Origin of the sequence: Anaerobiospirillum sp. NML120449, assembly GCF_023051105.1 — a bacterium.
Lineage (GTDB): Bacteria > Pseudomonadota > Gammaproteobacteria > Enterobacterales > Succinivibrionaceae > Anaerobiospirillum.
This window is the reverse complement of record NZ_JALKIL010000017.1, coordinates 1-25,319: the sequence shown is the minus strand read 5'-3', so window position 1 is coordinate 25,319 and position 25,319 is coordinate 1. Positions and strand designations below refer to the sequence as shown.

At 48.9% G+C, this 25,319-nt stretch carries 12 protein-coding genes; all 12 read right to left on the bottom strand.

Annotated features, from left to right (window positions below; all coding sequences use genetic code 11):
- Positions 1-14: 14 nt before the first annotated feature.
- Positions 15-998, bottom strand: a complete 984-nt coding sequence (locus MXE41_RS06510) for a flagellin (protein ID WP_247099915.1) — start codon at positions 996-998, stop codon at positions 15-17.
- 443 nt (positions 999-1,441) lie between these two features.
- Positions 1,442-2,425: a flagellin gene (locus MXE41_RS06505; protein ID WP_247099914.1), complete on the bottom strand. Its 984-nt coding sequence runs from the start codon at positions 2,423-2,425 to the stop codon at positions 1,442-1,444.
- A 183-nt stretch (positions 2,426-2,608) separates the two neighbouring features.
- Entirely contained in the window at positions 2,609-3,604 is a 996-nt protein-coding gene (locus MXE41_RS06500) for a flagellin (protein ID WP_246978737.1), read from the bottom strand.
- A 436-nt stretch (positions 3,605-4,040) separates the two neighbouring features.
- On the bottom strand, positions 4,041-5,024 hold the full coding sequence (locus MXE41_RS06495; protein WP_247099913.1) for a flagellin: 984 nt from the start codon (positions 5,022-5,024) through the stop codon (positions 4,041-4,043).
- A gap of 185 nt (positions 5,025-5,209) precedes the next feature.
- On the bottom strand, positions 5,210-6,202 hold the full coding sequence (locus tag MXE41_RS06490) for a flagellin (RefSeq protein WP_246978734.1): 993 nt from the start codon (positions 6,200-6,202) through the stop codon (positions 5,210-5,212).
- 434 nt (positions 6,203-6,636) lie between these two features.
- Positions 6,637-7,617 carry a flagellin gene (locus MXE41_RS06485; protein ID WP_247099912.1) on the bottom strand — a complete coding sequence of 327 codons (981 nt, stop codon included), beginning with the start codon at positions 7,615-7,617 and terminating at the stop codon, positions 6,637-6,639.
- Between the two features lie 183 nt (positions 7,618-7,800).
- Complete coding sequence (locus MXE41_RS06480) at positions 7,801-8,784, bottom strand: flagellin (protein ID WP_247099911.1); 984 nt, start codon at positions 8,782-8,784, stop codon at positions 7,801-7,803.
- A 191-nt stretch (positions 8,785-8,975) separates the two neighbouring features.
- Positions 8,976-9,962, bottom strand: coding sequence for a flagellin (locus tag MXE41_RS06475; RefSeq protein ID WP_246978731.1), 987 nt, complete (start codon positions 9,960-9,962; stop codon positions 8,976-8,978).
- A gap of 193 nt (positions 9,963-10,155) precedes the next feature.
- Complete coding sequence (locus tag MXE41_RS06470; RefSeq protein ID WP_247099910.1) at positions 10,156-11,154, bottom strand: flagellin; 999 nt, start codon at positions 11,152-11,154, stop codon at positions 10,156-10,158.
- A gap of 191 nt (positions 11,155-11,345) precedes the next feature.
- Positions 11,346-12,332: a flagellin gene (locus MXE41_RS06465; RefSeq protein WP_247099909.1), complete on the bottom strand. Its 987-nt coding sequence runs from the start codon at positions 12,330-12,332 to the stop codon at positions 11,346-11,348.
- A gap of 439 nt (positions 12,333-12,771) precedes the next feature.
- Entirely contained in the window at positions 12,772-13,242 is a 471-nt protein-coding gene (locus tag MXE41_RS06460) for a hypothetical protein (protein WP_247099908.1), read from the bottom strand.
- A gap of 586 nt (positions 13,243-13,828) precedes the next feature.
- On the bottom strand, positions 13,829-16,714 hold the full coding sequence (locus tag MXE41_RS06455; RefSeq protein ID WP_247099907.1) for an FAD-binding and (Fe-S)-binding domain-containing protein: 2,886 nt from the start codon (positions 16,712-16,714) through the stop codon (positions 13,829-13,831).
- Positions 16,715-25,319 lie beyond the last annotated feature (8,605 nt).

Genomic DNA, 25,319 nt, shown 5'->3' with positions numbered 1-25,319 from the left:
TTCTGTTTGTTTGATTACTGGCCTAAGAGGCTAAGTGCAATAGTAGGGCGCTGGTTGGCCTGAGCAAGGACTGTCTGACAGGCCTGCTGGATGATGTTGCCCTGAGTCAGGGCTGCGGTCTCAGCGGCGAAGTCTGTGTCTCTGATTCTTGAGCGGGCATCAGCCTCATTCTCAGAAATACCTGCCTGATTACGAATAGCACTTTCCATTCTGTTTTGTAAAGCGCCCAGTCCAGCACGCTTGGAGTCTACGGCCTTAATTACGGCATCGATATTTGCAAGGGTATATTGGGCATTGGACGCAGAAGATACGGTCCAGCGAACCTGATCTTTAGCATTTCCGTCTACAACAATGCCATTTTTGGCTGGATTGTTTTTGTTCGTTGCATCAACTGCCTGTCCAAGATTTGCCATTTTGGCAAGGCCAGACATAGTAAAGGCTTCGGACCAGTTCAAGGCCAGAGTATCGCCAGCATTTGCGCCAACCTGGAAGATAATCTTGCCAGCATTAGCGGAGCCTGCACTTGGAATGATACTTTTGGTCTCTTTTAAGTGATCCTGACCACTAGGGTGGTTAGAGCCGTTGAGGATGGTGTTACCTGCAAAGGTGGTCTGGCGGGCAATACGGTTGATTTCCTGAGAGAGCTGGGTTACTTCTTCCTGGATTGCCTTGCGGTCGGACTGGGAATTGGTTCCGTTAGCGGACTGTACGGCCAGTACACGGATACGCTGCAGCATTGAGGTGGTCTCATCGAGAGCACCTTCAATGGTCTGAGCTAAGGCGATACCGTCGTTAGTGTTACGGTTGCCCTGATTGAGGCCGTTGATCTGGGAGGTGAGACGGTCGGAGATTTGAAGTCCTGCAGCGTCGTCTTTGGCAGAGTTAATACGCATACCAGATGCGAGTCTCTGGTAGCTGGTATTGAGGTTCAGGGTAGCATTACTGAGCTTTCTTTGCGCATTAATGCTGCTGACGTTTGTATTAACATAAAGTGCCATTTTTAAATACTCTCTCTTTCTCTCTTAGTTTGTCTTGCCGTATTGCGGCAATATTTCGACAGCTGCAACTGTCTTTCTCTCTTAATTGGATTAGGTGTCAAAAAACAAGCAATTAGTAAGCCATAATTGCCTTATACATGAAAAAGGCGAGCTTGCGCTCGCCTTATTTCAAAAGAGAAAGAGATCTGATAAGTATCAGCCTGAACGACTGAGAAACTATGTTAATGGATACTTTTTGAAGCATCAATCTCAAAAGTCTGACGCCTTGCATGTGAGCGATGCTCATAATCTGGTATCAACATCCAACCAATTAGCTATGACATGCCTACTTGCACTGTATCCAAGACTGAAACTGTATATTCGTATTATTTCTCTTTGATCTTAAGAAGGCGAGCCAGTGGCCCGCTCTGAACGATAAAGAGAAAGTGATTAATCTATTGAGCTTACTGGCCTAAGAGGCTCAGAGCGATAGTAGGGCGCTGGTTGGCCTGTGCAAGAACGGTCTGGCAGGCCTGCTGAATGATGTTGCCCTGGGTAAGGGCGGCGGTCTCAGCGGCGAAGTCTGTGTCCCTGATTCTTGAGCGGGCATCTGCCTCATTCTCGGAAATACCGGCTTGATTGCGGATAGCACTCTCCATTCTGTTCTGTAAAGCGCCCAGTCCTGCACGCTTGGAGTCTACAGCCTGGATAACCTTGTCGATATTAGCCAGCGTGTCAGTAGCCAGCTTTGCTGTGGATACAGTCCAACGTACCTGAGATTTGCCGTTACGTTCTATTAGTATTCCGTTAGTGTTCAAACCTGCTGAACCGTTACCTAGGTTTTTAGCTTCACCAATGCCAGCCATTTTGGCCAGGCCTGACATAGTGAAAGGATCCCCCCAGTTTAAAGTAAGAGTATCGCCTGCATTAGCACCTACTTGGAATACAATTTTTCCAGCATTTGCAGCGCCTGCACTTGGAATAATGCTGGTAGGATTTTTGGTATAGTCAGCGGCATTATTCTTTGGGCCGTTAAGGATGGTGTTGCCGGCGAAGGTAGTCTGGCGGGCAATGCGGTTGATTTCCTGGGAGAGCTGGGTAACTTCTTCTTGGATAGCTTTACGATCAGAGGCAGAGTTAGTACCGTTAGCGGACTGTACGGCCAGAACACGGATGCGCTGGAGCATGGAGGTGGTCTCGTCGAGAGCGCCTTCAATGGTCTGAGCTAAGGCGATACCGTCGTTGGTGTTACGGTTGCCCTGATTGAGGCCGTTGATCTGGGAGGTAAGACGGTCGGAGATTTGAAGTCCTGCAGCGTCGTCTTTGGCAGAGTTAATACGCATACCAGAAGCCAGTCTCTGGTAGCTGGTGTTGAGGTTCAGGGTAGCATTACTGAGCTTTCTTTGAGCATTGATGCTGCTGACGTTTGTATTAACGTAAAGTGCCATAATTCATACTCTCTCTCTTGGATTTGCCGTGCATGCGGCAAATCGGACAGCTGCAACTGTCTATTCTCTCTCAATGGTACTTATCAGATCTGCGCTGAAAGTACATCAAAGCTCTATCTGCTCCTAAAGGCGAGCCTCAGCTCGCCTAAAAGGGATAGAGAAATATGCTTATTTGTTTGATTCTTAGCCTTGACCTAACAGGCTCAAAGCAATTGTTGGGCGCTGATTGGCCTGGGCTAAAACAGTCTGGCAGGCTTGCTGGATGATGTTGCCCTGGGTAAGAGCTGCGGTTTCAGCGGCGAAGTCTGTGTCTCGAATTCTTGAGCGGGCATCGGCTTCATTTTCGGAAATACCGGCCTGGTTGCGGATAGCACTTTCCATTCTGTTCTGTAAAGCTCCCAGTCCTGCACGCTTGGAATCAACAGCCTGGATAACCTTGTCAATGTTTGCCAGAGTATCAGTAGCTAATTTTGCAGAGGAAACTGTCCAGCGAACGAGTGATTTATTGCCATCGATAACAATGCCATTTGAGTCGACAGCTTTTGAGCCAGTTGCACCAGTTATATCTTTGGCTTGTCCGATGTTTGCCATTGCGGCTAAGCCAGACATTGTGAATGGCTCTTTCCAGTTCAATGTAAGAGTATCGCCAGCATTAGCTCCCACCTGGAATACTATTTTGCCCTCGTTTGCTGAGCCAGCACTTGGAATAATGCTATTAGGATTCTGTAACCATGCATTTGCATTTTTCGTGTCTTTTGGACCATTAAGAATGGTGTTACCAGCAAATGTAGTCTGACGGGCAATACGGTTGATTTCTTCTGAAAGCTGGGTAACTTCCTGCTGGATGGCTTTGCGGTCAGCAGCTGAGTTGGTGCCGTTGGCGGACTGCACGGCCAGTACACGGATACGCTGCAGCATTGAGGTAGTCTCGTCGAGAGCACCTTCAATGGTCTGAGCTAAGGCAATGCCGTCATTAGTGTTGCGGTTGCCCTGGTTAAGGCCGTTAATCTGGGAGGTAAGACGGTCGGATATCTGCAGGCCGGCGGCGTCATCTTTGGCAGAATTGATGCGCATACCGGAAGCGAGGCGCTGATAGCTGGTATTAAGGTTCAGAGTAGCATTACTGAGCTTTCTCTGAGCATTGATGCTGCTTACGTTCGTATTAACGTAAAGTGCCATATTCCACTCTCTCTCTTTGTTTGTCTTGCCGTCTTGCGGCAATAATTAGACAGCTGCAACTGTCGCTCTCTCTTAATTGGAATAGATGTCAAAAAACAAGCAATTAGCAAGCCATGATGCCCGGATGCATGAAAAAGGCGAGCTTGCGCTCGCCTTATTTCAAAAGAGAAAGAGATCTGATAAATATCAGCCTGAACGACTGACATAAACTGTTTCAATGGATACTTTTTGAAGCATCTATTTCATGGGTCTGACGGATGACATGTGTGCGATGCTTATGATCTGGTTTCAATATCAAACCACAGAACTTCGTCATGCCTATATGCACTGTATCCACGAGTGAAACTGTATATCCATATTACTTCTCTTCGCTCTTAAGAAGGCGAGCCAATAGCCCGCCATGAACGATAAAGAGAAAGTGATTAATCTATTGAGCTTACTGACCTAAGAGGCTCAGAGCGATAGTAGGGCGCTGGTTGGCCTGTGCAAGAACGGTCTGGCAGGCCTGCTGAATGATATTGCCCTGGGTTAGAGCAGCGGTCTCAGCTGCGAAGTCTGTTTCTCTGATTCTTGAACGGGCATCGGCCTCATTCTCAGAAATACCGGCCTGATTTCGGATAGCGCTCTCCATTCTGTTCTGTAAAGCGCCAAGGCCTGCACGTTTGGAATCAACAGCCTGAATAACTGCATCAATATTAGCCAAGGTATAAGTAGCTAATGATGCAGATGACACTGTCCATCTTACCTGATCTTTAGAGTTTGCGGCGCTGATTACAAGGCCATTCTTACCGGCATTTGCATTGCCAATTTTTAAAGCCTCGCCAAGCTGTGCCATCTTAGCGAGACCGGACATGGTAAAGGCTTCGGACCAGTTTAGGGCAAGTGTATCTCCAGCATTAGCGCCTACCTGAAATATTATCTTGCCAGCATTTGCTGATCCTGCACTTGGAATGATGCTTTTTGTTTCTTTTAAGTGACCTGTTCCAGTTGGATTATTTGAACCATTAAGAATGGTGTTGCCTGCAAAAGTAGTCTGGCGGGCAATTCGGTTGATTTCCTGGGAGAGCTGGGTTACTTCTTCCTGGATAGCTTTGCGATCAGAGGCTGAGTTGGTGCCGTTGGCAGACTGTACGGCCAGAACACGGATGCGCTGGAGCATGGAGGTGGTCTCGTCGAGTGCACCTTCAATGGTCTGAGCTAAAGCAATACCGTCGTTAGTGTTACGGTTGCCCTGATTGAGGCCGTTAATCTGAGAGGTTAAGCGGTCGGAGATTTGAAGACCTGCAGCGTCGTCTTTGGCGGAGTTAATACGCATACCAGAAGCAAGTCTCTGGTAGCTGGTGTTAAGGTTCAGGGTAGCATTACTGAGCTTTCTCTGCGCATTGATGCTGCTGACGTTTGTATTAACGTAAAGTGCCATAATTCATACTCTCTCTCTCTTGGATTTGCCGTGCATGCGGCAAATCGGACAGCTGCAACTGTCTATTCTCTCTAAATGGTACTTATCAGATCTGCGCTGAAAGTACATCAAAGCTCTATCTGCTCCTAAAGGCGAGACTCAGCTCGCCTAAAAGGGATAGAGAAATATGCTTATTTGATTGATTATTAGCCTTGACCTAACAGGCTCAGAGCAATTGTAGGGCGCTGGTTGGCCTGAGCAAGGACTGTCTGACAGGCCTGCTGGATGATGTTGCCCTGGGTCAGAGCCGCAGTCTCAGCGGCGAAGTCTGTGTCCCTGATTCTTGAGCGGGCATCGGCTTCATTCTCAGAAATACCCGCCTGATTTCTGATAGCGCTCTCCATTCTATTCTGTAAAGCGCCCAGTCCTGCACGCTTGGAGTCTACGGCCTGGATAACCTTATCAATGTTTGCCAGTGTATCAGTTGCTAATTTAGCAGAGGAGACAGTCCAGCGAACAAGTGATTTGTTTGTATCGATAACAATGCCATTTTGGTCAACACCTTTTGATCCTTGCGCGGCAATATTTTTAGCTTCACCGATATTGGCCATCTTGGCCAGGCCTGACATCGTAAACGGCTCATTCCAGTTTAAGGTAAGAGTATCACCTGCATTAGCGCCTACTTGGAAAATAATCTTTCCTGCATTGGCAGAACCAGCACTGGGAATGATGCTGGTTGCATTTTTTAACCATGCATTTTGATTGGTCGTATCCTTTGGACCATTCAGAATGGTATTGCCAGCAAAAGTGGTCTGGCGGGCAATACGGTTGATTTCTTCTGAAAGCTGGGTAACTTCCTGCTGGATAGCTTTGCGGTCAGAGGCTGAGTTGGTGCCGTTTGCGGACTGAACGGCCAGGACGCGGATACGCTGCAGCATTTGGGTAGTCTCGTCGAGAGCACCTTCAATGGTCTGAGCTAAGGCAATGCCGTCGTTGGTGTTACGGTTACCCTGGTTAAGGCCGTTAATCTGGGAGGTAAGACGGTCGGAGATTTGAAGGCCGGCGGCGTCATCTTTGGCAGAGTTGATGCGCATGCCGGAAGCGAGGCGCTGATAGCTGGTATTAAGGTTCAGAGTAGCATTACTGAGCTTTCTCTGGGCATTGATGCTGCTTACGTTCGTATTAACGTAAAGTGCCATATTCCACTCTCTCTCTTTGTTTGTCTTGCCGTCTTGCGGCAATAATTCGACAGCTGCAACTGTCGCTCTCTCTTAATTGGAATAGATGTCAAAAAACAAGCAATTTGCAAGCCATGATGCCAGTATTCATGAAAAAGGCGAGCTTGCGCTCGCCTTATTTCAAAAGAGAAAGAGAAACGATAAATATCAGCCTCTTGGCTGACAAAACCGGATCAATGGATACTTTTCCAGACCTCAATATCAGGTCTATATCGGCAAGCACCTTTGCGAAGTTCAGGAGCTGGTTTTAATCTCCTCAATCTAACTTTTAAGATGAGTGCAGGCACTGTATCCACTATTAAAACTGTAGATTCGTATTACTTCTCCTATCCCTTAAGAAGGCGAGCCAATGGCCCGCCCTGAACGATAAAGAGAAAGTGATGATTCTGTAGAATTTACTGGCCTAAGAGGCTCAGAGCGATAGTAGGGCCCTGGTTGGCCTGAGCAAGGACTGTCTGACAGGCCTGCTGGATAATGTTGCCCTGGGTCAGGGTGGCGGTCTCAGCAGCGAAGTCTGTGTCTCTGATTCTTGAGCGGGCATCGGCCTCATTCTCGGAAATACCGGCCTGATTTCGGATAGCGCTCTCCATTCTGTTCTGTAAAGCGCCAAGGCCTGCACGCTTGGAGTCTACTGCCTGGATAACCTTATCAATGTTGGCAAGTGTATATGTTGCCAGCGATGCAGCAGAGACGGTCCAACGTACCTGTGTTTTATCGTTACCGTCAATTACAATACCTGACTTTGCATCTTTAACATTGGCAATGTTTTTGGCCTCACCCAGATTTGCCATCCTGGCAAGTCCTGACATTGTAAATGCCTGAGACCAATTTAATGCCAGTGTGTCACCTGCATTTGCACCTACTTGGAAAATAATCTTGCCGGCATTAGCTGAACCAGCACTGGGAATAATACTTTTGGTCTCTTTCAGGTGATCGTTGGCGTTCGGGTTGTTTGAGCCATTCAGAATTGTGTTGCCTGCAAAAGTAGTCTGGCGGGCAATGCGGTTGATTTCCTGGGAGAGCTGGGTTACTTCTTCCTGGATTGCTTTGCGATCCGATGCAGAGTTGGTGCCGTTGGCAGACTGTACGGCCAGAACACGGATGCGCTGGAGCATTGAGGTGGTCTCGTCGAGTGCACCTTCAATAGTTTGAGCTAAGGCAATACCGTCGTTAGTGTTACGGTTGCCCTGGTTAAGGCCGTTAATCTGGGAGGTGAGACGGTCGGAGATTTGAAGACCTGCAGCGTCGTCTTTGGCAGAGTTAATACGCATACCAGAAGCCAGCCTCTGGTAGCTGGTGTTGAGGTTCAGGGTGGCATTACTGAGCTTTCTTTGCGCATTGATGCTGCTGACGTTTGTATTAACGTAAAGTGCCATAATTCATACTCTCTCTCTTGGATTTGCCGTGCATGCGGCAAATCGGACAGCTGCAACTGTCTATTCTCTCTCAATGGTACTTATCAGATCTGAGCTGAAAGTACATCAAAGCTCTATCTGCTCCTAAAGGCGAGACTCAGCTCGCCTTGTAGGGATAGAGAAATATGCTTATTTGTTTGATGCTTAGCCTTGTCCTAACAGGCTCAGAGCAATGGTAGGGCGCTGGTTGGCCTGAGCAAGGACTGTCTGACAGGCCTGCTGGATGATGTTGCCCTGGGTCAGAGCCGCAGTCTCAGCGGCGAAGTCTGTGTCCCTGATTCTTGAGCGGGCATCGGCTTCATTCTCAGAAATACCCGCCTGATTTCTAATAGCGCTCTCCATTCTGTTCTGTAAAGCGCCCAGGCCAGCACGCTTGGAATCAACGGCCTGAATTACGGCATCAATATTAGCAAGAGTGTATGTGGCCAGAGAGGCTGCAGAAACTGTCCATCTAACCTGTGATTTGTCGCCATCATAGACAATACCCTTGTTGTAATCCTTACCACCTTGTGCTGTATCTTTAGCAGGACCTAGGCCAGCCATGACAGCAAGGCCAGACATTGTAAAAGGATCACTCCAGTTTAAGGTAAGAGTATCACCCGCATTTGCGCCAACCTGGAAAATTATTTTGCCTTCGTTAGCAGCACCTTTACTTGGAATAATACTTGTAGGATTGTTAGTGTAATCAGCTTTGCCTGTTACACGCGGGCCATTGAGGATGGTGTTGCCAGCAAAGGTTGTCTGGCGGGCAATACGGTTGATTTCCTGGGAGAGCTGAGTTACTTCTTCCTGGATAGCTTTGCGGTCGGAGGCTGAGTTGGTGCCGTTGGCGGACTGAACGGCCAGGACGCGGATACGCTGCAGCATTGAGGAGGTCTCGTCGAGAGCACCTTCAATGGTCTGAGCTAAGGCAATGCCGTCATTAGTGTTGCGGTTGCCCTGGTTAAGGCCGTTAATCTGGGAGGTAAGACGGTCGGAGATTTGAAGGCCGGCAGCGTCATCTTTGGCAGAGTTGATGCGCATGCCGGAAGCGAGGCGCTGATAGCTGGTATTAAGGTTCAGAGTTGCATTGCTGAGCTTTCTCTGAGCATTGATGCTGCTTACGTTGGTATTAACGTAAAGTGCCATATTTCACTCTCTCTCTTAGTTTGTCTTGCCGAATTGCGGCAATATCATGACAGCTGCAACTGTCGCTCTCTCTTAAATGGCATAGGTATTAAAAAACAAGCAATAAGCAAGCCATAAAGCTCATATTTATCGAATTCATTAAAAAGGCGAGCATGTGCTCGCCTTAATTAAAAGAGAAAGAGAGTAAATAATTAGCGGCCTAACAGGCTTAGTGCAATGGTTGGGCGCTGGTTAGCCTGAGCAAGTACTGTCTGGGAAGCCTGCTGAATAATGTTGCCCTGAGTCAGTGCAGCAGTCTCAGCGGCGAAGTCTGTGTCCCTGATTCTTGAGCGCGCATCGGCCTCATTTTCTGAAATACAGGCCTGATTGCGGATAGCGCTTTCCATTCTGTTCTGTAAAGCGCCAAGGCCAGCTCGCTTGGAATCTACAACCTGAATTACCTTGTCGATATTTGCGAGTGTGTACGTAGCAAGTGACGCAGCTGAAATAGTCCAGCGTACCTGTGATTTATCTGTACCGTCAATTACGATACCTTTCTGGGCATCCTTGTTAGCGCCAATATCTTTAGCTTCGCCAAGTCCGGCCATTTTTGCAAGACCTGACATTGTAAAAGCGTCGGCCCAGCTAAGCGCGAGTGTATCTCCTGCATTAGCACCTACCTGGAAAAGAACTGAGTTCTTGCTAGGACCTGTGGCCGGAATAAGGCTGTTTTCGTTATTTAGATGTGCTTCGCCAGCAGTCTTACCGGCAACATATGGGCCATTCAGCACAGTGGCGCCTGCAAAGGTGGTCTGGCGGGCGATACGGTTGATTTCCTGGGAGAGCTGAGTAACTTCTTCCTGGAGGGCTTTGCGGTCGGAGGCGGAGTTGGTGCCGTTTGCGGACTGTACTGCCAGCACACGGATGCGCTGGAGCATGTTGGTGGTTTCGTCGAGGGCACCTTCGATGGTCTGAGCGAGGGCAATACCGTCGTTGGTGTTGCGGTTGCCCTGATTGAGGCCATTAATCTGAGAGGTAAGACGGTCGGCTATCTGGAGACCGGCTGCATCATCTTTGGCAGAATTGATGCGCAGGCCTGACGACAGGCGCTGGTAACTGGTATTGAGGTTCAGAGTCGCATTGCTCAGCTTTCTTTGCGCATTGATGCTGCTGACGTTCGTGTTAACGTAAAGTGCCATATTTCATTCTCTCTCTTAAGTATGTTTGCCGCAGGCGGCAAACGTAGACAGCTGCAACTGTCTTTCTCTCTTAAATTGCTTATATATCAAAAATGGCTGCAACTTCTGCACCATTTTTCAATATCTAGATACCGTGAATTAAAAAGGCAGGCTTGCGCCTGCCCTGAACGATAAAGAGAAAGAGTGTAATCTGTTAGCGGCCTAACAGGCTCAGCGCGATAGTAGGGCGCTGGTTAGCCTGGGCCAGAACTGTCTGGGATGCCTGCTGAATGATATTGCCCTGAGTCAGAGCTGCAGTTTCAGCGGCAAAATCTGTGTCTCTGATTCTTGAGCGGGCATCAGCCTCATTTTCTGAAATGCATGCCTGATTACGAATAGCGCTCTCCATTCTGTTCTGTAAAGCGCCCAGACCGGCACGCTTGGAGTCTACGGCCTGAATTACAGCATCAATCTTGGTTAGAGTATCAGTTGCCAGCTTGGCTGAGGATACGGTCCAGCGAACTTCAGACTTGTTAGCACCGTCAATTACGATACCATTCTGATTAATACCGCCGGAACCACCTGCAATGTTCTTAGCCTCGCCAATGTTAGCCATTTTGGCCAAGCCTGATAAAGTAAACGCATCTGCCCAGTTAAGTGTTAAGGTATCACCGGCGTTAGCGCCTACCTGAAATACGACCTTACCAGCATTGGCACTGCCTGCACTAGGGATTAAACTGGTTGGATTATTTAGATATTTATCAGCGCCCTGTGTTTTGTCAGTAACTCGCTGACCATTAAGAACAGTAGCACCTGCAAAGGTGGTCTGGCGGGCGATACGGTTGATTTCCTGGGAGAGCTGAGTAACTTCTTCCTGGAGGGCTTTGCGGTCGGAGGCGGAGTTGGTGCCGTTGGCAGACTGAACGGCCAGCACACGGATGCGCTGGAGCATGTTGGTGGTTTCGTCGAGGGCACCTTCGATGGTCTGGGCAAGGGCGATACCGTCGTTGGTGTTACGGTTGCCCTGATTGAGGCCATTGATCTGGGAGGTAAGACGGTCAGCTATCTGGAGACCGGCTGCATCATCTTTGGCTGAATTGATGCGCAGGCCTGAGGACAGGCGCTGATAGCTGGTATTGAGGTTCAAAGTCGCATTACTGAGCTTTCTTTGAGCATTGATGCTGCTGACGTTCGTATTAACGTAAAGTGCCATATTTCATTCTCTCTCTCTTAAGTCTGTTTTGCCGCATGCGGCAAAAATGGGCAGCTGCAACTGCCTGTCTCTCATAATTTACTTATGTGTCAAAAAACCAGCAATTTTTACACCAAATTTAATAGGTGTTAAAAAGGCGGGTCTGTGCCCGCCTTGATAAACTTGAGAAAGTAAGAAATATTGGAAAAGGGTTAGCGGCCCAGCAGACTGAGCGCAATGGTAGGGCGCTGGTTAGCCTGGGCCAGAACTGTCTGGGATGCCTGCTGAATAATATTTCCCTGAGTAAGAGCAGCTGTCTCTGCGGCGAAATCTGTGTCCCTGATCCTGGAGCGGGCATCGGCCTCGTTCTCTGAAATACAGGCCTGATTACGGATTGCGCTCTCCATTCTGTTTTGTAAAGCGCCCAGTCCGGCTCTCTTGGAGTCTACAGCCTGAATTACAGCATCAATCTTGGTCAGAGTGTCTGTTGCCAGCTTGGCTGATGATACGGTCCAGCGAACTTCAGACTTGTTTGTACCGTCAATTACGATACCATTCTGATTAACAGCGCCAGAACCACCAGCAATGTTCTTAGCTTCGCCAATTCCAGCCATCTTAGCCAGACCAGACAAAGTAAACGCATCCGCCCAGTTAAGTGTTAAGGTATCTCCAGCGTTAGCACCTACCTGGAAAACAACCTTACCGGCATTAGCAGCGCCAACACTTGGAATAAGGCTTGTTGGATTATTAGTGTAGTCGTTTTTACCAGTTACTCGTGGGCCATTGAGCACAGTAGCGCCTGCAAAGGTGGTCTGGCGGGCAATACGGTTGATTTCCTGGGAGAGCTGAGTAACTTCTTCCTGAAGGGCCTTGCGGTCGGAGGCAGAGTTGGTGCCGTTGGCAGACTGGACTGCAAGCACACGGATGCGCTGGAGCATGTTGGTGGTTTCGTCGAGGGCACCTTCGATGGTCTGGGCAAGGGCGATACCGTCGTTGGTGTTGCGGTTGCCCTGGTTGAGGCCATTGATCTGTGAGGTGAGACGGTCAGCAATCTGAAGACCGGCTGCGTCATCCTTGGCAGAGTTGATTCTCAGGCCGGAAGAAAGGCGCTGGTAACTGGTATTGAGGTTCAGAGTCGCGTTGCTCAGCTTTCTTTGGGCATTGATGCTGCTGACGTTCGTATTAACGTAAAGTGCCATCTTCTTTTTCTCTCTCTTTCTTGCTTTTTAACCGCTGCAACGGTTGGCATAATCAGGCAGATCAGCGCCTGGTTATGAAATGTCAGTGTTGTATGTAGGCTCGCAATTTTTACACCATGTTAAATAAAGGCAAACAAGAAGGCGGATCGTTAAGATCCGCCTTGAATGATAAAGAGAGTAAGCAAACTTCACCTTACTGCCCTGACTGTCTCAGCGCAATTGCAGGGGCAAGTTTGCCGGGATATATCAAGTCCGTCAGAGCAGGATCAATGATTCAGGGCGATGCAGCTCTGATGTATGTGTGGAGGAGTCCTTGTTCTACCCGTGGACTAATGCTTTTATCGCTGTTAGCAGGCCTATTTGTAATCAAACTGCCATGTGGGGCTAAGACATCCTTGCATAGCCATGCCACAGCATGGACTCCAGCTTTCCGGCAGTTCTACAGCACCACAAGGCGTCCGCCTTCATTTGCCTCATCCCATGAGCATGGCAGGTAGCCTGCGCGATAGACAGACAGCAGGGAGGTAAAGAATCCCGGGGTCTCAAGCAGGTGCTCGACACAGGCCCAGGCCAGGTCTCTTTTGACGTTGTCGAGCATCTCGTTATCAAGTCCGGTTTCGTTTTCCAGCCCCTCGCGCTCAATAAAGGCACTCCACTTCTCCCAGAGCAGGTCCCCGAGATCCACCGATATCTGCTCGAATACCTTATCAATCTGCTCATCACCAATTTGCTCAACAGCACGGCTCTCAAGAGGCTTAATGTGCTTCATCCAGTGCCTGAGCATAGAGCCGTTCCATACCCCGTCAGCCTCAAAGACCGACTTAATCACGGTGTATTGGTCAGCGCTTTCTCTGTGTTCGAAAAAGGGAAAAGAACGCAGCTCGCTGATGAACTCTTCAATAGCAGGCACGACTTACTCCTTGGCAGGGTGGCTTACTTATCAAACGAATATATACCCAGCAAAGCATGGAGAGTTGCAGGCGCCCGCACCTGTCATGAATTAACCGGTGCGTAGATGCAGTAGAACCTCATGGCATGCCTTTCTTGCATCATGCTTTAAAAAGCTGATAAATAAGCGGTTTTATTCTCAATAGCAGTCAGCACAATCAGCCTTTGGTGCATACTGTAGTGCTCACAAATCTGATATATACGGACTTTATGCGTCATATTATGACATATGAGCTTTTTGAGCAAAATCAATCGATGTAACACAATATAACATATTCAATAATTACACAGTAGTGTAAAACTATGGCTGTTCACAGGCATAGAAAAAGGGCCTCCCCTGAAAAAGGAGAGGCCCTTGAATCAACAAATTCAGAACATCGCAGCTACAGCCCCATAGAGCGCGCTACAGCGCGTTTTCTATGGCAGGTGGTACCTGTACCTATCCGAGAGGATAAAGTGCCCTGGTGAAACGCCTGCGGGCCTTTATGAGTTTTTTGAAAACAGGTTGCAGCTGCTGTCCGATTTTGTGCCTGTGTTTGTTACCAGTACTACTCTTTGGCTGAGGCTACCTTATCCACCAGATAGAGCAGGTTCTGCCAGGCAATGTCGCTGTGGGTATTCAGACCAACCTCACAGGTGCTGGAGCTGGAGTAACCACGCTGCAGCTTCGGATTGGCGCGCTGCTCGCCCTCATAGTACTCAGTGAACAGACGCAGGGCGCTGTCATTGAGTTCTGGGCAGTTAAAGCCCTTGTTGCCGGCAAAGCCACAGCATCTGGTGCGCTCGTGGACGTAAACCTTACCGGTGGTACAGGCCTGAGCCACAGCCTTCAAGGAGCTGTCCCACTTGCCCTTGACGGTGGCACACATTGGGTAAACGGCTACATCCTCATCAGTTCTGGTAATGGTGAGGCGATCGAGCAGTACCTTCTCGATAAATACAGGCATATCGTAGAAGTTGAGTGGCTGGCCGTCGATCTTGAGCTTCTTGAGAATTTCGTAGGAGCAGGCAGAGTGGTCGCAAACAACGATGTAGTTGTTGTAGCTGCCGGTAATGCCCTTGATGGTATCAATCAGCTCCTGCATCTTGTTTTTCTGAACCTCAGGATAGTCCTTATAGGACTTGCCACAGCACAGGCTCTTGAGCTTCTCAGGATAGATTACGTCGATGCGGGCCTTCTGGCACAAAGTCTCAAAGACATCCTGCAGAGGGCGCTGGTCGAGCTTCTCAAGACGTGGGGCAAACATACGGTTAATACAGGAGGTGAAGTAGAGCACCTTGAGATCGTTGCCAGCCTGAGTCTTGTTTTCGTACTTGCGGATATTGGCCTTAGGCATGGAAACAGGTACGAAAGGAATCTTGAACTTCTGGTTGATTGGACGGCTCAGGTCGCTGAGCTTCTTGTCACCGGCTACCTTCATGGCGGTATTGGTAAATACCAGAGCGGCCTTGGCAAGACCCAGAGTAGTGGCATAGGACTCAGCAGATGCGATGGCAATGGCCTTACGGGCAGGGCTGCGCATCAGAGGCTTGAGAGTCTCTGCAATCCTGGCAGTATCGATCTCCAGTGGGCATAAGGTAGAACACATGGAGCAGGTGGCACAGGTCTCAATACCGAAGTACTCATAGCCCTTCTTGAGCTCTTCAAGCTGCTGGGTCTCTTCTTCGGTACGGTGATTCATGCTCTCAAGTCGTACGATTTCCTTACGTACGGCAATACGCTGACGTGGGGTCAGGGTGAGCTCACGGCTTGGGCATACTTTTTCGCAGAAGCCGCACTCCATGCACTTGTCGATAAAGGCCTCAACCTCAGAAGAGCCCTTGAAGTTCTTGGAGTGCATGTTCTGGTCATCGGTAATGATGACATCAGGGTTGATAAGGTACTTAGGATCAAATAGCTCCTTGATAGCTACGTTGATGTCATAAGCCTTCTTACCCCACTCACGCTCAACGAATGGAGCTACCATGCGGCCGGTACCGTGCTCAGCCTTGGTAGAACCGTCGAGCTGACATACGGATTCAACCAGGGCTTCCATAAAGCCGGCAAAGCGGGCTGACTCCTTGGCATCGGAGAGGTTAGGGGTAATGATGAAGTGAACGTTACCGGCAAGGGCGTGACCGAAAATAGAGCCCTCGAACTGGTATTCCTTGAACAGACGGGTAATCTCAGCAATACCCTTTGCAAAGTTGTCAGCAGGGTAGCAGACGTCTTCAGTGATAACTACGGTGCCGGATGGACGTAAGGAAGCAGTCAGCGGCAGAATAGACTTACGGATAGTCCAGTTAGACGCCATAACCTTTGGATCGGATACAAAGTTAGTACCGAACATGGATGGAGCAGGCTCAAGCAGGCTGGTAACCTTTGCAATCTTTGCATCAAGAGCTTCCTGGGTAGCATCCTCAAGCTGTACCAGCAGGGCACACTGACCCTCAACAGCAGTCTGAAGCTCGGCAGGGGCACCATCAATGTCCTTTGCAGACTTGAGGCAGGCGTAATCCATGATTTCAGCTGAGCTTACTATGTCCTGATTTTTGGCCAGAATCTTAACCGCTACAGCTGCCTTGTCCAGATCAGGGTAGAACAGCAGAGCACAGGCCTTGAAAGCGCTGTCGCTAATACACTCATACTCAACTCTGGAGGTAAAGCCCAGGGTACCCTCAGAGCCAATAAAGATGTGATTGAGGATGTCTCTGAGCTCAGAGTAATCAAGCAGGGAGTTGATGGAGTAGCCGGTTGTGTTCTTAATGGCGAACTTGCGGGCGATCTGGGCACAGAGCTCCTTGTCCTCGAGGATGCTGTTGCGCAGCTTCATGAGGCCCTCAACCATCTCAGGGTGCTTTTGGGCAAAGCTGGCAACGTCCTCACCAGCAGCTGCATTGGCAGAGGTATCCAGTACGGTACCGTCACGCAGAATGACACGTACGGACTTGATGGTGTTGTAGCTGTTCTGCTTGACACCACAGCACATGCCTGAGGAGTTGTTGTTGAAGATACCGCCAATCATGGCATTGTTGATGGTGGCCGGATCAGGACCGATCTTCAGGCCAAATGGTTTGAGGGCCTCATTAGCCTCACAGCCGATAACACCACAGTCAAGGAAAATGGAGCTGCGGTCATCGCTTACCTTGATCTTCTGCCAGCGGGCATTGGCCAGTACCAGAATGGAGTCTGAGGAGGCCTGACCACTAAGCGAAGTACCGGCAGCACGGAAGGTAACAGGAGTCTCGTACTTGCTGGCCAGACGGTAGATTTCACGGATTTCCTGCTCATCAAAAGCACGGACCACTATGCGGGGAATATAGCGGTAGCAGGAGGCATCAGTACCGTAGGCAAAACGGCGTAAGAAATCAGTATAGACACGATCCTTGAAGGAACTCTGCTGGGCCTCAGCTGCAAAACCATCAAAGTCCAGTTTCAGTGTAACTTTCTGCATAGCAATCTCTTCATATAAACAGGTACCGGCTGTTGTCAGGCCCCGGTAAGAACTCCAGCCGAAGCCTCAATGGCATAAGCCTCAACAGCTTACAGATACTCCCGAAACTCCTTATATCCTGGTAAAGACCTGGCGGTCATACCGCAGCCCCAAAAGCTCAGCACAACAGCGCCGTGCCCGGGCAAACTATGGTCGGGAGTGGTACATACAGATCCTCGAATAGCGCAAAATTTTAGCAAAGCACCTGAAACGAAATTTTCAGTTGATCACATTTATTCAACAGGAGACAGGGCTTAATTAAAAAGTATGAAACAGATCGTGTTTTGGTACAGCCAAATGTCACTTTCAGTGCACCTCTTACGTACAAAAGAGTAACAAATCTGAGATCACTAAAAAGCCCGTAAATCCGCCCTTGGATCCAAGTTTTATGATGCACAAACGCCGATAAAAAGGTACTTTTGACAGGCACTTTTAGCAGAAAATCACAGCTGCATCATTAACTGAGTCGAAAAGGGTGAAGGGAAGTCATCCATGGCGCACCCAGCAGCTTGTTCAGCCGCCAACCAGATGCTGCCCGAGCACCTGCACGGAGACACGGTTATAGAGGGCACCTGGTTAGAGATGGGGGCTGGCCGTACCAACAGATTCAGGCAGGTACCGGACAGGCCTCGAAGTTCCGACTGCTCTGTATTGATAGAGATTTTGACCGGGAGAGACAGGAAAGATGCGGGAAAGGGTGGGCTTTCAAAGCGCAGGTGGAATAGCTTCCGCTCAGTCGTACTCCAAAAGTATGGCAGTACGAGCGACATGCTTCAGGAGAGTACCGGGCAGCCATCGAAGTTCCGACGGCGCTGTATTGATTATGATTCTGGCTGGGGTAGACAGAGGATAAGGCCGCAATTGATGAGCTTTTAAAGAGCAGGTGGAAAATCCTCCTCTCGCTCAGACACCAAAAGTATGGCAGTCCGAACAACAGACTTCAGGAGGGTACAAGACAGGCATCGAAGTTCCGACTGCTCTGTATTGATAGAGATTTTGACCGGGTGAGACAGGAAAGATGCGGGAAAGGGTGGGCTTTCAAAGCGCGGGTGGAATAGCTTCCGCTCAGTCGGAACTTCATAAGTATGGTAGTCGGAGCGACATACTTCAGGAGGGTACAAGACAGGCATCTAAGTTTCGGCGGCGCTGTATTGATGATTATTTTGGCCGGGGTAGACAGGGGACATGGCCCTGAGTGATGGGGCAAAAAGCGCGCGTGGAATAACTTCCGCTCAGTCGGAACTTCAAATGTATGGTAGTCGGAGCGACATACTTCAGTAGGGTACTGGGCAGGCATAGGAGCTTTAGGAGTGCAGCCCTTAAAAGACTATAACGCTGCTCAGACAGGGAGCCTTCCCATAGCAGGGACAAGCCATGTTATGCAGCCCATTTATGGCTCTTCTACGCTATATGCATGCTGGCTGATGCAGGTGAGTTATTCATCATTCCTCGCCTGTTAAGCGCTTCCACTGGGCCGGAACGGAGTTCTTGTGAAGCCCGGCAGGGTACATTTATGGGGCAGCCGAGTCACAGGCCCGCAGCGAATGAAGGGAAAGCAGGGTACATGAGATACTGCTCAGAGGCCTCTCAGAGGCTCATACAGCGCATTACCGCTTAGTACGGGGGCATGATCACCTGGTGCAGAGCACACTCGTAGAGCCGCATACAGACTCTTTGTAGCTGCGTTACAGTCATCTTCAGTCCCCATATAAGCTAAGTAGGGATTTATAGCCCATCCCCCAATACAGAGTCCGCTATGGTGACTTCCTAATACGCCATATCTGCAGAGCCTGAAGTGCAGCAACAGCTCCCAATCAAGCAGGTGAGAGAGGTCTTATTACGAAGCAACAGCAATAGACTAATCTGCACATGGACAAAAGAGTTGTTACCTGCATACATATAGAGCTATATAGATTAGAAAGTAATCTCCAAGTTAGACGGCGCTAACCATCCTTAAATCAATCGAATTTTATAAAAGTTAAGTCGAAGAGATCGGACAGGTAAACGCCTAATCTGTGACATGTATCTAGTTTTTGCATATATATGGGATCTGCATCAAGTTTTTTAAATTAGTGTTGTTTTGAGCGATTTTATGAACTGTGCGGCTGTCCTTAGTCAGCTCAGCGGTCGTACAGCAGGGGTATTTTTATGGTGTTTGGGAGGTGGTGAAAGTGGCAGGGCAAATTGTATCTGTTCAGCTTTGAATAATATGTTAAATATTTAGCAGACAGCAAGTTGGGCAGGGTAACAAAATAGTGCAAGGGTCATATGGAAGAACTGCAATATCAAATGAACCTGACCATGGGGGCAGACAGCCCTGGTTGCACAGAATTGACTGTCAGTATGCTCAAAATATTGAGGCCGTCTGTGCGAAGTACAGTGTCACAGTCAATGATACTTTTCTGAACCTTTAGAAGCAGCTTTCGGGGCTCCTTGCAAAACTCTTGAGCTGCCACGAGTGTACTTGCCTGGTACATTCAGACCTTCCTGAGAAGTAACCTCACAGGCTTATTACAGTCTGATCCCGCGATTCTGACCGGCCTGTTTGATCACTCTGTAAGTCAGCAAAAGTATCACTAAGTGTGATCATTGATTCTCTATGCAAACTAGCATTTCTTTGTAAGCAGCACTGCACAACAGGGACGCTTGCAGCTCTTAACATGGTCACGTGCTGCTCCTGACGCAGGGCGTGAAAAGCCATCAGTAACACCCTGAATACGTTGCTCTCTGACCTCCTTCACAGGGGTCGTTTGAGCGTACAGAGAATGATGCATTTTGCTGCCGCGCGGCAGCTTTTCCAGAGGGGACAGGCCCAGGGGGAAGCTTCTATATATAGCAGGGCAAGAGGGTGGTTGTGGCCGATTGCCGCCAGCCATAGACAGCTGTAACATAGCCTGAAAGTATCAATATTTGTGATCTAAATTTTCTGTGCAAACTGTGCAATACGCAGGTTAAGCAGGTCCTCAAAACATGCTTGGGCAGGGCGACAGGGGAGACCTTATCCTGCCTGCCTGATTCCTTCTTCACGCCCTGATACGGGAGGTCACTGCCCTCCTGACCACCTCCAAAACTGGTGACTCCGGCACTGCTTTGCAAGACCTGCTGCCAGGTCAGGCACACCTGGAAGCCTGCGACATCAGCCCCAGCAGGCCCGCCCCAACAGGTACAACAGCAAGCAAACTGGCACACTTTTTGTCGTCAGACAGGGGAGTTTCCCCGAGCTGGCCCATTGGCTCGATGGCGGTCAGATTGCTCGCAATACCAGTATCAATACTGTCGCCAGACGGGACCGCTGTATATGAAAATCAACTGTATTTGTCCTTGCCAGTTTTGGCCCGGCACTATGCTTCCTTTATATAGAGGAAGAGGCAGATTGCACAGTGGCTGCTGGCTCTCTACAAGGGGACAAAAGCCGGGAGTGTACTCCGTCTTTTGCTCACTGGTTACCAGGCGATTCCGAACCTCCATAGTGAGTGGCACAGGTCAGAGCAGGGGCTGTAAGGCAGCTGTCACTGCCTCCGTAAAACTCTGAGGTATGGCCTGCTGAGCCCTATACAGCAGCAAGCGACCAAGTCTCAAAATACTGTGACATGCAAATTTACTCTATGCAAATAATTTGCGCCCATAGGACTATCTGTCTGAAGAGTAGAGGAGGGGATTACTGGCTGCTCAATGAGCAGGGCAGGGGCATGCTGGCAGGGGGGTGATATTAGATTATGTCGATATACCTGAGTGAGTCTGGCCTGCCGGAAAGTCCTCTGGGTCGATCCTTAACTTGGACAAACTATATAGTATCAATAGCTGAGGGGGAAGATCTGACAGGGCAGCTTCATAGTGATCAAATTTGCTCTTCTCGACCGTCCGATTTTCTGCCCTGCCCCTACCCTGTCTGCCCCTGCCTGTAGCGCTGCTGCCTGGACAAATTTAATAGTACTTTGAGGGTGATTACGTCTGTGCAGCTGCTCTGGGCTCTGGGGATGGAAGATCATGTTGGCGAGGGGAAATCAAGAGTTGCGGGAGCTGTCTGTAACTCTCGTTGTGGTGATTTGTCGAGGAGATCGCATTTTGACTTATTTGATATATAAGCATCTGGTGGCACTGTGTGGTTCCTATAATTGCCATTATGTTAAATTCTCAGGCAGGCGACGGCCCCCTGGGACAGAAAGGAAATGCCCGGGCATGTCAGCCGGTAAAAGTCTGCTGCCAGAGACCAGAGCAGAGCGTTAATCAGTACCATGGGCAGAGGTCCAAACTGGACAAATAATATAGTTAAAGTTACGGGCAGCCCGCACGGAGAATGGTCATACCCCCTTATCACAAATTATTGCTCGTTAACGCCGACTGACATCTGTAATGTCCCTATATAGAGAATGCTCAAGCCGCCGGAAGCAGCTGCCCAGGGCAGAGCTGCAACACTGCCTCATCACCACTTTATGACCACCTTTCTTAGAGCTGCCTGGCATTAACCTGCTCATGCCGCAGCCCCTGTTTCCTCCTCCCTCTCCCTTCTTTACATACCCAGGATTTGGGAGACTTCCCCTGGCCGATCCCGGTGCTGGCTGCTGTATTACTAATAGTACGTGTCACAACTGACAGATACTGTTACACCAGGATAATTGTCCCAAATCCCCTGCCACGTTGCCCGTTTTCTGGCTGTAGCCACAGCCCTCTACCCCTGCCCTGATACCTGCCCCACCAGCTGCCAACACTGGTAATGAAGGCGCTCTGGACCCTCAATACAGGAGAGCTCAAACTGCCTTTAAGCAGCCAGAAAATTATGAATCCTGGCCCTGGCCATACTCATCGCATTCCCCAGTTGGAACCCTGCATACTGCTTCTAATCCCACCTGTTCAGGTCAGAACTGCCCTTTTCAGTCCAGCCTGTTGAGTCCAATTAAAATGAATATTTACCGTTTAAACTACTCGCACGGCTATTGGCTAATGGTCTGCCGGCAGCGCACTTGACCTGTCTTTCCATTGCAGTCAGAGCAGGCCAGCCGGTACTGATGCACAATATTGGAACTTAACTTACATGCTGCAGGTAAAATAATTTTGAGGTCATAGAGCAGGGCTGATGCAGGCGTGTAATCTCCGTCATACAGGTTCTCTGACTCACCTGCTGCATACTCTGTTCGCCCCTCTTTTCTGAGGGCACATTGTGAACCTTAAGGCCATGATCAGCTGCCTTCCACACTGCTTTCGGCAGCTCTCGCCATTGATTGTTCCTGTATCTTAAAAGGCCCATTTATCCATTGCACATATGGTTTGCACAGCTCAAATATCCTTACTATATGTCACAGAGATTTGATACTGAGCAGCTGTACATTATGGTACATATGCAGGCTTGTTCAGAAGGAAAGGAGAGTACGCAGCTGCCATCAAGAGGCTGAGTATAGCCGTCATGATGTTCATGATCCACCCTGTTATAGATACTGAAAATCAGGGTACAGCAGAAGCACAAACCAGGCCTCAGTCACACCCACTGAGCTTTTATCTTCCCCACCTGGCTACCGGTGTTAAGGGCCCTGCTGCATGGCAGACGACAGGCCCTGTCAGTCAGCTCTACACCATGTTCAGGTGACCATATTGCTACTTCTCAAGCACATTTGCATACAGCAAAAAGCTCGTCACATGATCACAGTTATCTGGTACTGACCAGGTAGACCGCGACCCCTGATTTGAGCAGTTAACGTTAGACTTAAGAACTCCATTGCAGTCACGAATCAGGGATTATGCCGCCCCTCACCAGTCCCGTTTCATGCGGTATTGAGGCTGAACCAGGGGCTGCCAGGACAGCCAGTTGACCCCATTCATGTTCTAACTTACCCCTGTAATTAATTTGCATTTATGTCATCAGCCCTGTAATTTGCACATCTTCTACAGCTAAATCACGCCCAATATAGCCCCTGTATGAGACAGCTCTGCCAGGGCCATAAATTAATGTGATGGCTGGTTTTAAGGAGCTAAGGCTGTCCTTGGTACTTAGCAGTACTGCTGTTCAGTACCAAAAATGCACTATTATGCCCCATTGATGCACTTAATTGATGCATCTGTTCTTTTATAATTACAGTACTGTGTAAATACAGAATATGTTAAATTAGACGGCGTTTTTGGACCCTGTTTTTGCTCACTTTCTTGCTATCGCCATGAGAAAACTGACTGCTGCAGCCTTTAAAATGCGGCAGTTAAAGGTATTTCAAGACAGATAAATGACTCTGGTCTTATGATGTATCAAGATTTTATAGAAATGTTACGTTAAACCTTATAAATACACAGTTTACAGGCATCAAATCAGTTATCTTTGTAACATGTGCTGTTTTGAGAGATTTAAAACAGGTGTCGGCAATATCTACACGTCAAATCGCTCAAAACAACACGGATAAAAATATGGTATATGTGCCATCAAAATCACTACTGATACAAAAACATTATTGCCAGGGAACATGGGCCTGTTAAGTAATCCAGACACACTGTTTGGATACACTGTTCAGCACGTCAGGTACTGTCATGCAGCCCCGGAAATTGCCTCTTGCTGGGCAGGTAAGCTATGCCTGTACTGTTTATGCGGAGCAGGTCTGCCTGTCCGTCAGGTCCCCCTTTTGTAATCTGAGCCTTAAATGGACAAGATGCTACCACGGGGGCAGATACCGCAGAGGACTGTGCCAGACTTAAGGCTCCTGTCGGAACTCAGGAAGCCGCTGCCTGTTTAAGTACCAGATTACATCTGGCTCCCTAACCAGACCATGCAGCTGCCAGGTCAATCCTGCCTGTCTCTTTTGGCAGAGCTGTTCTCTGCGTCTGGCTTTGTGACTGGTGCCTTACCTGTGGCTGATACTGATGCAGAGCCGTTCTCTGCGTCTGGCTTTGCGCCAGGTGCCTCACCCGTGGCTGATACTGATGCAGATGCAGATCCAGATCTGACACTGTCCATTTGAGCTGCATACGCCTTCAATCTCTCCCCTGTCTTTATGATGTTTTGAGCATGCTGTTGCAGCTGTCTGTATGGACTGCTCTCTGAGTCCCTGTGCTTTTTAGCCATAAACATGTGCTTTCTCCGTTGCGGTCTCTAATATCGAACTTGCTATATTATCTATGCCTGTAAATCGATCACTGTGAGCCGACCGCTATAAACCAAACGCTGTGGTTCGAACGCTTGAACCAACCACTGTAATGCGACCTCTATAAACCAATCGCTGTGGGTCGACCGCGATGAACCAGTCACTGTGAACCTGTCGCAATGAACCAGTCACTGTAAGCCGACAGCTGTTAAACGATCTCACTGCCCCTCGCACTGCCTGTATCAGGCATGCAAGCATGGAGGGGTTGTGACAGGGCATTCCTTTTTAACAACTGCCCAGCCCCTGGTTGATGCAAATGCATACAGGCCAATGATAATGTCCATTGCAAATCCTAATATACTGCGGCCTTCTGACAAGTGCGGCCAGTCACACAAATCGCAGCAGACGCACAGAGTTCGTGACATGACAACAAAAAAGGCAGCCCGAGGCTGCCCTTGTATATTACCAGTGAAACTCACCCTGACCCTGCAGGCAGAGACCTGCAGCTACGTGCTTATGCGGGCTGCTCTATGCGATGAGGCTGAATAAGGTGAGAACCTCACCCCTGTCTCTGGAAACGGATTTAATATCGATATCTCTAAATACCGCTATATCCTCAATTTCTCCCCCTTCAGACAGAGCCCTCACCATGCATAGTAGCAAAGCTGATGACCTTGTTTTCATTATTGAATCGTCTCGGGCTTCAGCCTGGGCCTGGGGCTTATCTTCGGCTTCAGCCTCTGCAAAGCCCTAAGCTGAAGCTGACCTTGATGTGGACTATGGGAATAACTTGTCCCTGTTAACATCGAAAATTCAGGGCCGCCCGTCAAAGCATAAAGAGGACCATTGTGATACACAATGATTTGATTTTGCTGAGCCGTACAGCCTGTTTCTTATATGCTTTATCGAGAAATTGATTAATAGAAGTAAATGTTCGATCCGTACTAAATTTTCAGGAGCTGGATAACGCCCGTCTCAAGAATACCCCTCATAAACAGAAATTCATGCCTTATTGAGCTGATTTGTGCTGCATAAGGTACTTAAATATTACTGACCATATAAGATCCATCTCATGTAGCCATCTTGTATCCAAAACAGCATATGATCCTGCTTTGAAAACTGTTAGGCCGGGTTTAACTGTAGCGGCATGTACCTGCTGTTATAGCCATGAACGATGGCTCAGGAAAATATCGTAAAACAAGATACAGATCATGGTTATAAGCTCATATTCCTGGTAATCTAACCACTGGTACCCCAGGCTGCATAAAGACCTGAACCTGGTGTATCAGAACCAGCCCGGCTGTATGTTCATCAGCCGCTCAGCACAAAGTTTCATTCAACTTTTGGAGGCTTTTTGAGTACTGAATCTTCCTCAGGAACCAGTGGGGCAGCAGCCGCTCAACGAAGGCAGAGCAAGCCCAGGGGCCGCAAGACTGCACAGCGCAGTCCAGGCAATGATCATCAATCAGGTACAATCTTTGACAGAACAGACTCTCTTAAGGCAGAAA

What these genes read in the sequence shown, in the direction of transcription:
- MXE41_RS06485 (WP_247099912.1), bottom strand. Translation starts at nt 7,617, where the DNA reads ATGGCACTTTACGTTAATACAAACGTCAGCAGCATCAATGCGCAAAGA.
- MXE41_RS06510 (WP_247099915.1), bottom strand. Translation starts at nt 998, where the DNA reads ATGGCACTTTATGTTAATACAAACGTCAGCAGCATTAATGCGCAAAGA.
- MXE41_RS06505 (WP_247099914.1), bottom strand. Translation starts at nt 2,425, where the DNA reads ATGGCACTTTACGTTAATACAAACGTCAGCAGCATCAATGCTCAAAGA.
- MXE41_RS06500 (WP_246978737.1), bottom strand. Translation starts at nt 3,604, where the DNA reads ATGGCACTTTACGTTAATACGAACGTAAGCAGCATCAATGCTCAGAGA.
- MXE41_RS06495 (WP_247099913.1), bottom strand. Translation starts at nt 5,024, where the DNA reads ATGGCACTTTACGTTAATACAAACGTCAGCAGCATCAATGCGCAGAGA.
- MXE41_RS06455 (WP_247099907.1), bottom strand. Translation starts at nt 16,714, where the DNA reads ATGCAGAAAGTTACACTGAAACTGGACTTTGATGGTTTTGCAGCTGAG.
- MXE41_RS06490 (WP_246978734.1), bottom strand. Translation starts at nt 6,202, where the DNA reads ATGGCACTTTACGTTAATACGAACGTAAGCAGCATCAATGCCCAGAGA.
- MXE41_RS06470 (WP_247099910.1), bottom strand. Translation starts at nt 11,154, where the DNA reads ATGGCACTTTACGTTAATACGAACGTCAGCAGCATCAATGCTCAAAGA.
- MXE41_RS06480 (WP_247099911.1), bottom strand. Translation starts at nt 8,784, where the DNA reads ATGGCACTTTACGTTAATACCAACGTAAGCAGCATCAATGCTCAGAGA.
- MXE41_RS06475 (WP_246978731.1), bottom strand. Translation starts at nt 9,962, where the DNA reads ATGGCACTTTACGTTAACACGAACGTCAGCAGCATCAATGCGCAAAGA.
- MXE41_RS06465 (WP_247099909.1), bottom strand. Translation starts at nt 12,332, where the DNA reads ATGGCACTTTACGTTAATACGAACGTCAGCAGCATCAATGCCCAAAGA.